The organism is Desulfobacula sp. (assembly GCF_030145145.1).
Classification (GTDB): Bacteria; Desulfobacterota; Desulfobacteria; order Desulfobacterales; family Desulfobacteraceae; genus Desulfobacula.
This window is the reverse complement of sequence record NZ_JAQYWD010000009.1, coordinates 43043-55949: the sequence shown is the minus strand read 5'-3', so window position 1 is coordinate 55949 and position 12907 is coordinate 43043. Positions and strand designations below refer to the sequence as shown.

Here is a 12907-nt window from a genome sequence, read left to right as displayed (position 1 = left end):
GTCTATTTTTCTAAAACTTCTCTTAATTTATGGGAAAAATCAATCACACTATACGGTTTAAGAATATACCCTTTGCATCCCTGCTTGAGCATTTCCTGGGCTGCTTCATCTATGGAATACCCGGTTGAAAGCAGCACCTTGATATCAGGATTATATTTCTTAAGTTTCAGAAATGTTTCAAGCCCATTCATTTCCGGCATGATCATATCAAGAACAACGAGGTTGATCTCTTCTTTTTTCTCTTTATAAATTTTTAAGGCCTCTTTTCCGGACCCCGTCGTGATCACACCATACCCAAGCGCCTTACAGATCTCCCGCCCCACCGTCAAAATCCGCTCTTCATCATCCACCAGAAGGACCAATTCATTCCCCATAACCAGTTTTTCATCTTCTGCCGGCAGATCTATATCGTCTGTGGTTTCCTTTAACGGCAAAATAACCGAGAAAGAAGATCCCGCTTTTGGAGAACTCCACACATCAATGACACCGTCATGATTTTGAATAATTTCCCTGGCAAACGTTAACCCCAGTCCCTTTTTATATGGATAACGATGGTGGTCAGCGGAATAAAAAGGGCTGAAAATCTTCTCAAGCACATCTTTTTCCATCCCGATACCCGTATCTGAAATGGTGATTTTCACAAAGAATCCATTGTTCAAGCCGTAAGACTCGGCAGTGCCATTTAAAATAGCAGCAGATTCAGTGAGAATAGAAACTTTCCCACCGTTTGGCATGGCCAGCAGGGCATTGTCGATAATGGTATTCATGACCTGGTTGATTTTATCAGGATCGGCCTCAACAATCAGGGGATTAACGTCCAGATCCACGTCCAGAACAATTCTTTTCCCTTTAAGATCAAGATTTTCAACAACCTTTCGAACCAGCCGGTTTACATCAATGGATCGGGGGTAATACTCATCAACTTTTGCAAAGCCAAGCAGCTGGTTGGCAATTTCAGATCCATTGTCAATGCAGCGAATGATTTCCGTGATGTGTGGATAAAGCGGGTCAGACGGTTTTATACTGTTCATCATCAGTGATGCATGACCTTTTATTGCGGCTAATAGATTATTAAAATCATGGGCTATCCCTCCTGCAAGTGCTTCCACCGCATCAGGTGTCTCCTTTTTTAATCGTATATGTTCCATTTTGCCACCTTAAGCTAAAATCAATTACGGTATTCATCCAATACAAATAGCATTATAATAAAATATCAACAGGATTTCAATCAGTGGAAACCCTGAATTTTCAAAAAATTTACGTTGTTACTCCAGGGAAACCATTCCTTCTTTAATTGCAAATTTTGTCAACCCGGCAATGGTAAAAATATTGAGTTTCTTCATAATATTTCTGCGGTGACTTTCTATGGTTTTTATGCTCACACTCAACGTTTCAGCAATGTCCCGGGTTTTTTGCCCCTCGGCAACCAGTTGAAGAACTTCCCGTTCTTTTTTTGAAATTTTTCTGGACTTCGGGAAATCATCCATGTCTTTAAACAAAGGCCCCTTGCCATTCAAATACATTCTGCCAATGGAAGGGGTCAAATAAAAATTACCATTGTTGACCTCTTGTATCGCTTGATACAACTCATCAACAGCCGATTCCTTCAGGATGTAACCGGATGCACCGGATGCAAACATTTTGTCGATGCTTTGCTTACTGGAATGCATGGAAAGCGCAATAATTTTCGTATTTGGGAGCGCTTTTCGGATGGTTGCCGTGGCATCCATGCCATTAAGATTGGGCATTGAAATATCCATGATGACGACATCCGGGTGATGGGCAATTGCCAGCTCAATGGCTTCCCGGCCATTCTTTGCAATCTCGATATCCATGATTCCCTTTTTTTCAAGAAGGCTTTTCAACCCCTCTCGAATGATCGCATGATCGTCTGCTATGAGTATCTTTATTCCAATATCCTCCTGAAAAGGGTTAGATTTTACTTGAAGTTTATCGCGATGTGTACTGAAAATCAAACAATAGTTTATAAAATTTGGATATTATTATTGACAAACGATATTTTTCATTTATAATTCGATGCCATTATGATGTTCTTGTGTATAGAAACAAAATTCAACCCGAAACAGGGCAACCAAACGGTTGCAGCAGGTCGCTCATTTTGGCAAAGGTGGTGCAAAAATACCGATGCCAGCCGCCTGGACTGAAAAACAGACCATCACATTGAAAAAGGCTGCTGGCAAACAATGGCAGCCTTTTCTTATTTTCCGGCTGTCAAAAATCCGTCAGCCTTTTTTATTGCTCAAACAATTGAATACTGATACAACCTCAAATGGAGAAAAACAATGTTAGTAGTGATGAAAAAAGGCACCCCTGAAAAAAAAATTCAAGCTGCCGTAAATGCCATCGAAAAGAAAGGTTACACCGCCCGTCCCATCCCTGGAGGCGACAGGGTGTCCATTGGAATTCTGTATAATACGGGATCTGTCGATGCTGCCCATTTTTTGGGGATTGACGGTGTAAAGGAGGTTATTCCGGTGACAAAACCCTATAAACTTGTCAGCCGGGAGTTTCAGCAGGAAAATACCCAGATTAAAGTGGGGGATGCTGTTTTCGGCAATGGCAGTTTTCCGGTCATTGCCGGCCCCTGTGCGGTTGAGAGCGAGAACCAGGTTCTCTCTATTGCAACGTCCGTTAAAAAAGCCGGTGCAACCCTATTCAGAGGGGGGGCGTTCAAGCCGAGAACCTCGCCATATTCTTTCCAGGGACTTGGAGAAAACGGCCTTAAGTTGTTGGCAACCGTGCGGGAAGAGACAGGATTACCCATCGTGACGGAAGTCATGGATGTGGAGACCTTTGATCTGGTGGAAAAATATGCCGATATTGTTCAGATCGGCACTCGAAACATGCAGAACTTCAGTCTTTTAAAACGTGCCGGAAAATCTGTCAGGCCCGTCATTTTAAAAAGAGGGATGTCTGCCCTGCTCCAGGAGTGGCTCATGGCTGCTGAATATATCATGGAAGAAGGTAATAATAATATCATTCTTTGCGAAAGAGGGGTCAGAACCTTTGTGAAGCACAGCAGAAATACGCTGGATCTTTCGGTGGTATCGGCCGTTAAAAAAGAAAGCCATCTGCCGGTGATTGTTGACCCCAGCCATGCGGCCGGTGTCAGAGATCAGGTCATCTGTCTTGCGTATGCCTCAGCCGCAATGGGGGCCGACGGTGTGATGATCGAGGTTCACAACAACCCGGAAGAAGCCTTGAGCGATGGGGCTCAGTCTTTGTACCCGGAACAATTTTTTAGTGTTATGGAAAAAATGACCGCTATCCATGACATTGTCAGGAAACCATAATGGAAACCTTCCATGTTAACGGTCAGTCAGGGCGTTCTTCCATCTATGTGGGAGAACACCTCAAACGGCTGGAAACCTATCTGCCATCTACCCAGGTGGTTATTGTCACAGATGAAAACATAAAAACCCATTATCAATCCGATTTTCCCGATGTTCCCGTTATCACCATTGGCACCGGAGAAAAGATTAAAACCCTTGCCACCGTTGAAATGATATTAAAAAAACTGGTCCACTATGCCTGTGACCGCTCAAGCTTTATTGTGGGAATTGGCGGGGGGATTGTCAGTGACATCACAGGTTTTGCCGCCTCGATCTTTCTTAGAGGCATCAACTTCGGGTTTGTCTCCACCTCTCTTCTCTCCCAGGTGGATGCCAGTGTGGGGGGGAAAAACGGGGTCAATCTGGAGTCCTATAAAAATATGGTGGGGGTTTTCAATCAGCCGGAATTTGTTATTTGTGACATTGACCTGTTAAATACCCTTCCGGAAAAAGAAATTTCCAACGGATTAGCCGAAATCGTCAAGCATGCATTGATTTCAGATGCCGGGTTATTTGATTTTATTGAAAAAAATCAGCAAAAAGCCCTTGATCTGGATTATGAGACCATTTTCAAACTTGTGGCAGATTCCGTAAGCATCAAATCCCAAGTGGTCCAGCAGGATGAAAAAGAATCCGGGGAAAGAAGAAAGCTCAATTTCGGCCACACCATTGGTCATGCCATTGAAAAGATAGAACGGTCAGGCCATGGAAGAGCCGTGGCAATGGGGATGGTGGCCGCTGCCGAATTTTCCCGGGCCAGGCAATGGATCTCCCGGAACGATGTTGTTCGAATCCAGTCGCTTTTAAATGATTTTAAACTTCCAACGGCATTGGATTACCCGGCAGAAGAAATCATCAGGGCTGCCGGTAAAGACAAGAAGAAACAGGGCAAAGACCTTTTTTATGTTTTCCTTGAACAGATTGGAACCGCAAAAGTTGAAAAAATCAGTTTTGATGAAATGAATGACTTTATCCGTTCTGTCTTTAACGGCAAAACAACAGCAGGGATGCGTTGACACCCCGGCTGCCGTTGATAGCGTCTTTATGAAGGGTCTTCCAATTCTTCGGTCAGATCCCGCATCCAGCCGGCAACACGGACATCTTGTGGACAGTAATAGTGATTCACATAGGGTTTGATATCCAGGACAGGGCTCTCATCAACCGCTTCAAACCCTTGTACTTCAAGCACATTGCCTTTCCGTGACACCAGCTTAACCGCTGTCACAAGGATGGGATTGGGCCTTGCCGGGCTGCAGGTGGCATAAATTCCCTTTTTGGGCAGATCTTTTCGGCCCATGGGATGAACCTTTAAAAACTCACGACTTTTTTCAGGAACCAAATGGGGCCAGTACAACACAAGAATATGGGAAAATTCCTCAATACCGTCCAGTAAGTCTTCACATGTTTCATCAATAATAATGTGGGACACCATCTCTTTTAATTCACGGTGCTGTTGTTTCATCTCCTCTTTTTTCTGCGTCATATTGATATGGGTATTGTCTGCGGCCAAACTGGGGGATTTAATCGGACTTTTAACAATACCCGTGGGTTTCAGAATAATTTCCATTAGGGTCTCCTTCTCGTTGCTGTTTGATTAATTTTGTCATCATTCTCTTTTTTGTTATGCAAATTCACCAGCGACCCTTGAACCTTTTATACTGCCACAGGCAAAGTGTTCTGCTGGTTTATCAAATCGGTGGCAGCTGACAAACCCTTTGCCATGGGCTGTTTTTAACGGCATTTTTTTAAAACACAGGGGATCGGCCAACGCGCACCTGGAAACAAACGGGCAGAGAGGATCTGTTGATGTTTCATTTTGACGTCCAGACAGGTTTGGATGGTCTTCCGGATCATCTTCAAGCAAAAGCCGGGTATACGGATGACAGGGAGAATTAAAAACCGCCTTTGCCGCCCCCAGTTCCAGCATATGACCTGACAGCATGACCCCCACCCGGTCTCCGATTTTCTTTGCCAGACCGATATTATGGGTAATAAACAGCAGGGTCATTCCCAGTTCCGTCTGCAAGTCCAGCAGCATTTTCAACACTTTTGCCTGAACGCTGGGATCAAGCGCGCTGGTGGGTTCATCCGCAACGAGAAAAAGGGGTTCGTTTACAATGGCCCTTGCAATGCAGACCCGCTGCACGGCGCCCATGTTCAACTCATGGGGGTATCGGTGCAAAAAATCGGGGGCAGTGGACAGCTGAGCCCTTTTTAACGCCCTTAGCACCATTTTATTCACCTGGGTTTTTTCCGTATTTGCGATGCGTAAGGGTTCTGCCACAATATCATAAACACTCAACCGATGACTCACAGATTCCATGGGTGACTGATACACAACACCGGTGATTTGTGAAACAGCTCTTTTTTTGATGTCTTCCCGGTTGAATTCAATGCATCCTTTGTCTGGTTTAATTCCGCCGGAGGCCATCATGGCCAGGGTGGTTTTGCCGGAACCGGTCTCACCGACCAGGCAAAACAACTCTCCCGCGGATATCTCCAGATCAAGGGGTGCAAGGGCTGTTCGTTCCCCATACGTTTTCGAGACCCCATCAAAACGGACCAGCCGGGTGATGCCCCCCCGGGCACATCTTATTTTTTGTGTGCCCTTTTGAACGATTTCAATGGCATGGGAACATTGGTCAATCACCTGGGTACATCTTGGCCTGAAAATACAGCCAAAAACCGGTACATGATCATCATCATGGACAGTATCCGTCTGAATATGGTTGTGAGTGTCGTGGCCCTTTTTATGGCAATGGGTGTATCTGTAAAACGCATTGCCCCGGATACCCCCAAGATCCCGGGTGGCATCCAGGGTTGGAAACGAACGGACAAGGGCATGGGTGTATGGGTGACCCGGATTCTCCATAATGTTTTCACAGGTCTCCTCCATCACCTGCCCAAAATATAGAACAAGGGTTTTATCGGCCAGATCCCGGGCAAGGCCCAGATCATGGGTAATCAACAGAATGGCCTTGCCTGAAGCGGCTTCCTCTTTGATAATTTTTTTGACAAAGGATTTTGTCACACTGTCAAGGGACGCTGTGGGCTCGTCAAGGATCAGTATATCCGGATCAAGAATCAATGCCATGGCCATCAATGCCCGTTGAATCTGGCCACCACTCAACTGGTGGGCATACCGGTCGTGCAGACGGGGTGCCAGCCCCATGCGCGTCAACAGGCTTCCTGCTTTTTTCCGGGCCGCCTTTTTCTTTGTTCCCCGGCTCACCAGGGGTTCTGCCACCTGATCCATCACCCGAATAACCGGATTAAAATTGGCACTGCCATTTTGAAACACCATGGCAATGGTGTCGTGGCGGAGTTGATTCATGCTGCTGTGGCCCAGGGCCGTCAGCATCTGGGTGCCGAGCCATATCTGGCCGCCCACCTCGGCATTGTCCGGTAACAGGCCCATACAGGCAAGTCCAATGGTGGTTTTACCGGAACCCGATTCTCCCACAAGCACGGTTATGTGACCCTTTTCAACCTTAAAGCCCACACCATTCACAGCAGAAAGCACATGATTGTCATCGATATAGGAGACAAAAAGATCGTTAATCCTTAAATTCATAGTATTACCCCGTTGTGTTTCGGATACGCGGATCAAAGACCTTTTCCATGGAAATCGCCAGAAACGTAACCGACATGATCATTATTGTTAAAAAAGCAACCGGCGGTGCAAACCAGTTCCACCAGATGTCCATATAGTAGTACTTGAGTGCGTAACTGATCATCATTCCAAGGGATTTTCGGGAGGGATCAAACAGTCCCAGGAACGCCAGGGTGGCCTCCATAAACATGGCCATTCTCATTTTCCCGGCAAACCCAACAAGATACAAGGGGAACAATTCCGGAACCAGATGCGTTCGAATGATATAAAAAGAACCGGCACCCATCTGGGAGGCGGCTGCTATATGGAGGCGTTTTTTAAGGATCAAGCCCTGGGCTCGAAAACTTCTTGCAAGGGTCGGCCAGGACATGACGGCCAGAATCAATGCAAGAATAACCGGCGGTGGACGAAACAGCGCCGCAATAAAAATGAGAATCATAATCGATGGAATGGACAGCAGAATGTCTGAGATCCGCATGATCAACTGGTCAACCAGTCCTTGATACCAGGCAGAAAAAAGACCGGCAAAAATGCCCATAAAAAGTGTCGCCCCCCCGCAGATCAGCCCAAACCCAAGGGAATTGCCCCCGGCAAAAACAAGTTCGGTAAAAATATCCTGCCCCCCATCGTTGATGCCCAGAAGATGTTCCCATGACGGCGGCGAAAGGGGTATAAACGACATGTCGTCCGGTGCAAAGGGTGTCAGGAGACGTCCCGCAACCAGTGTTATCACAACACATCCGAACAGGAAGAGTCCCATACGGAACAGGGGATCATGAACCGCCTCTTTCAGACCATCTCTAGACATCTTTTATCCTTGGATCAATGCGGGGATACACAAACTCAAGTGCCAGATTAATCATCAGAACCATTAAGGACGAATACAACACAATTGCCCGGATCAACGGCAGATCCCGGGTTCCAATGGCAGTAAAAAGAAGGGTTCCGATCCCGGGATACGAATGAATGGTTTCCACCACAAGGGCGCCTGTAATCATAAACGCTATTTTCAGCCCGATTCTGGTTACCAGGGGCAGCAGGGCATTTCTTGCGGCATGCCCGTACCGGACCCGGAGATTGGGCAACCCCTTTGCTTTGGCCGTCAGGATATATTTCTCCCCCAGCACCAGGGTCATGGTATTTCTGACCAGCAGTGCATTGCCGGGAATATAGGCCATCACCAGGGTTAACAGCGGGAGTGCCAGATGGTGGACAATATCCACCAGCCGTTCCCCCATGGTAAACTCTCCATAGGCAATCTGGGCACCTGATGATGGAAACCATTGCAGGTGCAGGGCAAAAACAGCCAGCAGAATCACCCCGGTGGCGATTTCAGGGAATCCCTCTAAAACCGTCATGGACCCAATGGTGTTGCGTTCAATCCGGCTGCCCTTTCGCCAGGCCGTTTCAACCCCAATTAAAAATCCAACCACCACTGAAATCACATTGGCGCCACCCAGAAGCAAAAGGGTCCAGGGCAGTGATTCAAGGATTAAGGTCCAAATGGGGGACAAAAAGGCATGGGAATAGCCCAAATCCAATGTGATCACCCGAAACAGGTAGGTTTTGAAATCTTGTGTATCAGAATAAAACGCCCTCAACCGGGTTTCCTGCTGCTGGGTTAAACTCACATTGGAACTCGAATACATGGCCGTAACAAAATCTCCGGGCAGGCATCTGGGAAGCGCATAACTCAGATATGTCAGGATGAAAAGTGCTGTCCCGTAGGCAGTGAAAACAGAGAGCCGCTTTTTCATCTATCTGACCAACGCCATTTTGTTTTGAGAAATCGGAATCCCCTTGGCAATGCCGCCTTTTGTATAAAACCAGTCAATACCGGCAGATGGATCAAAGGCACTGTAGGTATCCGGGTAGTACAAGGGGATTGCCGGCAAAAGCCGGGCATGCAGTTCCTGGATCTGGAATACAACGGCTTTTCTTTTCTCACGGTCCATGGTTGCCATCTGTTGCGCCAAAAGGCTGTTGAGCCGGGTGTTTTTATCAAACCGGGCACTGTTCACCGATCCTGAACCATATGCGGATCCGATCATTTCATTCAACACTTTAGGATCCCCCATGATCCCCCCGTGCCCGGAAATGGCCAGCATGAAATCCCAGTTTTTGATCTTTGAATCAATGGTGGTTTGTTCCATGTGGATCAATTGTGTTTTAATGCCCCCGTCATTCAGCTGCTTCTTTATGATCTCCCCATCCCGGTCATGGACACTGCCGCCGGCCACAGTGATATTGGAGGCCAGAAGCGCAACCGTTAAAACCGTTCCATCTCGTTCATAATACCCCTGCCCGTTCTTTTTATACCCAAGGGACGCTATCAGATCTTGTGCCCTTGACAGGTCAAAGGGATACACCGGTGTATCCGGGTTATACATATCATGATCCACGGACAGGAGCCCGCAGGAAGCGATCCTGCCAAATCCCCGGTGCGCCTTATCAATAATTTCCCGGCGGTTGATCATATAGACCAGGGCCTGCCGGAATCTCACATCATTGAACGGTGAAATGGTATGATTGATCATCAACTTTTTATTCCATCCGTATGAATCGGCCAGAATCGTAAAGCCTTTTTGTTTCAGAACCGTCACCATGTCCGGCTGAATGCTGGACAGGGAGGCCTGATGGGTTGAAAGCGCCATCAGGGGATTCCCTGTTTTGATATAGATCAGTTGATGAACCTTTGGCCGTCCAAGATAATAGTCATCAAAGGATTCATACAGATAGGTTTTATTGGCCCGGTCATAATCTTTAAACCGATAGGGCCCGGAACCGATATAGGCACCTGGTTCATCAAAGGTTTCGGGAATTTTGACCTCCTTCCAGATATGCTTTGGTAAAATGGGCATTGTCCCTCCGATATCCGAGAGAAAGGGTGCATAGCCGTTGTTAAGGAAAACAGCCACCGTATATTTTCCCAGCAGCTTGGCCCCGCTAATACGGCTCAGGTCAATCCAGCGATAGGGATGGTGTTTCATGTAGTGAAGGGTAAAAACGACATCCTCTCCCGTGACCGGTCTGCCGTCGTGCCACCTGGCTTTTGGGTTTAATTGAAAGATATACGCCATTGACTGGCTGTTGAATTCCCACGATTCTGCCAGTGCCGGAATATAGGTCTCTTTGTCTTTCCACACAAGGGTATCAAACACCCAGCTCATGCGAACATATCCCGGCCCCCGGGGATAATGCCGGTAGGGATTGGGATATCCCCAGTCACCTTTGGCATCTGCGATGCGGACCTCTTTGATCTGATCTTTCGCATCTGCAGCGGCACCGGATAAAAGAACGATAAAGAAAAGCGCTGAAACCACCGACATCATGCATGGGAGCCCATACGTTTTATTGACCATTTTCATCCCCTTATATAAAAAACAAAAAACCACAGGTCAAAGTCTTCTGACTGGGTGACCTTCGTGGTTTAATCGGATAATACGCTAATTTTTATACTTGAATTAAAACGGCCTTCTTGACCTGATTATGTGATTCATTAAAATATTTATAATAGTATGTCAATGCTTATGTCAGAAAAAATGCCATTTATCCTAAAATCGCATTTTGGCCCAGACATACCACCGACCGGGTCAGCTGACGTCAAGGCCGTTTTGCGACGGTGCATGACAGCCGTCCCTAATCCCTCGCCAATATCAAAGGATCCGTTCCAGGTTGACAACGGTTTGGGAGGGCCTAAACTGGCTTGCGGTAAAGAACCGCATCAACTGAGAATCATTCTTGTCAACCAGGGTGTTGATGTTTTTAACATCAAGGGTCTTCAAATGATCCATAAATTCTTTCATCAACTGCTCACCAATCCCCTGATGCTGGAAATCGGGATCAATACCAATGGTATCCAGGGTTGCGCCTTGCTGGGAAATGCCATATTCACCCATATAGAGTTCGCCCATGACAAACCCCACAACTGTTCCATCCTCTTGCTCTGCCACAAGCGAGGTGGGCAGGTACTCTTTGGAGTTGAAAAGCTTTTCAAATTTCAGTTCATAATACGCTGTCCGGGAAGACTTGAGTACTCGCTCGTCAATCCCAACCACAGCATCAAAATCGTCCATTCTCATGAGTCTGATTTTAACCGTCGTATCGGACATGGGGCCTCCTTTCGCTTCAGGGCCATCGGTTAATGATAGACATCCTTTTGCAGGTTCTTCAGCATAAGAAATTATCACTTGTGTGTCAATAAATAAGTCGCGCCATTAAAGAATTGATCCCTTTTCACAACCCGGTTTTTCCCATCATTTGACAATAGATTAAAACAGTTTGGAAACACGGCACAGAATCGATAGAGTGAAAAAACAGAAGCGGTTATCTTGAAACTGACGGGAAAAAACCGGTGGGAAGGATGGCACGTTTAATTTCAGCTTATTTTCGCCGTCTATCGGTCCCCTTGCGCCGGCTGGATTCAAAAGACAAATCAACGATCACCCCATCCCTTACGCTGCTTCGCCGATCATTTTTATGTTTTCGCCTGTCTCTTTTTAATTTCCGGCTGACGGTCTTTCTTTTCCCTGGAAAGCCATTGATTTTATCAATAGAATCAATGGTCTTATTTCGAACCGGTATTATTTTATAATCAAATGTCATGGCATCCTCCATTTTGTTTTATTTATAATTCGGTTCTTACCTATATATATTCATCGTAAAAAATCTGAAAAACTTTAATTTTTCTGTGGGTAACATGAAAATTTGAAAACTATTTTATTCTCTTTAAAAAAATCCGGGAGTATAGTATGAATAACATTCATTCGGCTCTGGCTGAATGTCATATTTTATCAATTTAAGCAAAACCACCGTATAGAATTAACCACAATAAGATTCAAAAAAGCACGGATAGACAAAAGGAGAAAAAAATGGCCCGTTTAAAAGGAACCCAGACTGAAAAAAACCTGCTAACCGCTTTTGCAGGCGAATCCCAGGCAAGAAATCGGTACACGTATTTTGCCAGCGCTGCTAAAAAGGAAGGATTTGTTCAAATTTCCGATATTTTTACAGAAACCGCCAACCAGGAAAAAGAACATGCCAAAAGGCTTTTCAAATTACTTGAAGGTGGCGAAGTTGAAATCACTGCGTCATTTCCCGCCGGTGTGATCGGGACGACGCTGGAAAATCTCAAAGAGGCTGCAGCAGGAGAAAACTATGAATGGACCAGCATGTATCCTGATTTTGCCGCCACAGCTAAAAAAGAAGGGTTTGATGCCATTGCCACTATATTTGAAATGATTGCCGTGGCAGAAAAACAACATGAAAAAAGATATGCAGAACTGGCTGCCAATATCGAAAAAGGAACCGTATTTAAAAAAGACGGTATTGTAAAATGGCGGTGCAGAAACTGCGGATATGTTCATGAAGGCAAAGAGGCAGAGAAAACGTGTCCGGCGTGTGATCATCCCCAGGACCATTTTGAACTGTTGGCTGAAAACTGGTAACCCTTCATTTTTTTCCCAAATTTAAAGGGTAAAACCGCTTTGATTCACTCCTCAAAAGCCTTTACCCTTTTTTATTCGAACCGCATTGAAGAATTGACAAAAAATAAATACGAACATATATTTACGGGATATGTTTTAATCATAAACTTAAATTTAGGACGGTTGTCATGACACAAAATATAATTGAAATTGAAGATGATTCTTTTGAGGAGAAAGTTCTCAAATCAGACAAGCCTGTTATGGTAGATTTCTGGGCGCCCTGGTGTGGTCCCTGTAAAGCCATTGCCCCAACGGTTGAAGCCCTTGAAAAAGAATACGGTGACAAAATGACCTTTGCAAAAGTCAATGTGGATGACAATCCCATCAGCCCAAGCAAATATGGTGTTCAAGCAATTCCGACCCTGATTTTCTTTAAAAATGGAGAAATAGCAGATCAAATCACAGGAATGGTTGCCAAAGAAAAATTGGAAGAAACCATCAAAGGGGTCTTGTAA

13 protein-coding genes are annotated in these 12907 nt (G+C 45.6%); 4 read left to right on the top strand and 9 right to left on the bottom strand.

Going from position 1 to position 12907, the window contains the following annotated elements:
• Positions 1 to 2 precede the first annotated feature (2 nt).
• Together Q1Q15_RS06685 and Q1Q15_RS06680 are read right to left on the bottom strand one after the other, a co-directional pair.
• Complete coding sequence (locus tag Q1Q15_RS06685) at positions 3 to 1148, bottom strand: response regulator (RefSeq protein WP_300457865.1); 1146 nt, start codon at positions 1146 to 1148, stop codon at positions 3 to 5.
• Between the two features lie 117 nt (positions 1149 to 1265).
• Positions 1266 to 1976: a response regulator transcription factor gene (locus Q1Q15_RS06680; protein WP_300457864.1), complete on the bottom strand. Its 711-nt coding sequence runs from the start codon at positions 1974 to 1976 to the stop codon at positions 1266 to 1268.
• Between the two features lie 327 nt (positions 1977 to 2303).
• On the opposite strand from Q1Q15_RS06680, the gene aroF reads away from it, so the two are divergent.
• Both aroF and aroB read left to right on the top strand, forming a co-directional pair.
• Complete coding sequence (gene aroF, locus Q1Q15_RS06675) at positions 2304 to 3314, top strand: 3-deoxy-7-phosphoheptulonate synthase (RefSeq protein ID WP_300457863.1); 1011 nt, start codon at positions 2304 to 2306, stop codon at positions 3312 to 3314.
• Positions 3314 to 4369, top strand: coding sequence for a 3-dehydroquinate synthase (aroB, locus tag Q1Q15_RS06670; RefSeq protein ID WP_300457862.1), 1056 nt, complete (start codon positions 3314 to 3316; stop codon positions 4367 to 4369). Before aroF ends, aroB begins: the two co-directional genes overlap by 1 nt.
• A 26-nt stretch (positions 4370 to 4395) precedes the next feature.
• Here aroB and tsaA read toward each other — a convergent pair whose 3' ends face one another.
• From tsaA to Q1Q15_RS06635, 7 genes are all read right to left on the bottom strand, one after another.
• Entirely contained in the window at positions 4396 to 4920 is a 525-nt protein-coding gene (tsaA, locus tag Q1Q15_RS06665; protein WP_300457861.1) for a tRNA (N6-threonylcarbamoyladenosine(37)-N6)-methyltransferase TrmO, read from the bottom strand.
• A 54-nt stretch (positions 4921 to 4974) separates the two neighbouring features.
• Positions 4975 to 6927 (bottom strand): ABC transporter ATP-binding protein, encoded by a 1953-nt coding sequence (locus Q1Q15_RS06660; protein ID WP_300457860.1) that lies wholly within the window; start codon positions 6925 to 6927, stop codon positions 4975 to 4977.
• A 4-nt stretch (positions 6928 to 6931) separates the two neighbouring features.
• Positions 6932 to 7774: an ABC transporter permease gene (locus Q1Q15_RS06655; RefSeq protein ID WP_300457858.1), complete on the bottom strand. Its 843-nt coding sequence runs from the start codon at positions 7772 to 7774 to the stop codon at positions 6932 to 6934.
• Positions 7767 to 8723, bottom strand: a complete 957-nt coding sequence (locus Q1Q15_RS06650) for an ABC transporter permease (protein ID WP_300457856.1) — start codon at positions 8721 to 8723, stop codon at positions 7767 to 7769. The genes Q1Q15_RS06655 and Q1Q15_RS06650 overlap by 8 nt, the downstream gene beginning before the upstream one ends.
• Positions 8724 to 10328 (bottom strand): ABC transporter substrate-binding protein, encoded by a 1605-nt coding sequence (locus tag Q1Q15_RS06645; protein ID WP_300457854.1) that lies wholly within the window; start codon positions 10326 to 10328, stop codon positions 8724 to 8726. It lies immediately after the preceding gene.
• Between the two features lie 294 nt (positions 10329 to 10622).
• On the bottom strand, positions 10623 to 11078 hold the full coding sequence (locus Q1Q15_RS06640) for a GNAT family N-acetyltransferase (protein ID WP_300457852.1): 456 nt from the start codon (positions 11076 to 11078) through the stop codon (positions 10623 to 10625).
• 271 nt (positions 11079 to 11349) lie between these two features.
• Entirely contained in the window at positions 11350 to 11571 is a 222-nt protein-coding gene (locus Q1Q15_RS06635) for a hypothetical protein (protein ID WP_300457850.1), read from the bottom strand.
• A 266-nt stretch (positions 11572 to 11837) separates the two neighbouring features.
• Between Q1Q15_RS06635 and rbr the strand changes: the two genes are divergently transcribed.
• Both rbr and trxA read left to right on the top strand, forming a co-directional pair.
• Positions 11838 to 12413, top strand: coding sequence for a rubrerythrin (gene rbr, locus Q1Q15_RS06630; RefSeq protein ID WP_300457849.1), 576 nt, complete (start codon positions 11838 to 11840; stop codon positions 12411 to 12413).
• A gap of 167 nt (positions 12414 to 12580) precedes the next feature.
• Positions 12581 to 12907, top strand: coding sequence for a thioredoxin (trxA, locus tag Q1Q15_RS06625; protein WP_300457847.1), 327 nt, complete (start codon positions 12581 to 12583; stop codon positions 12905 to 12907).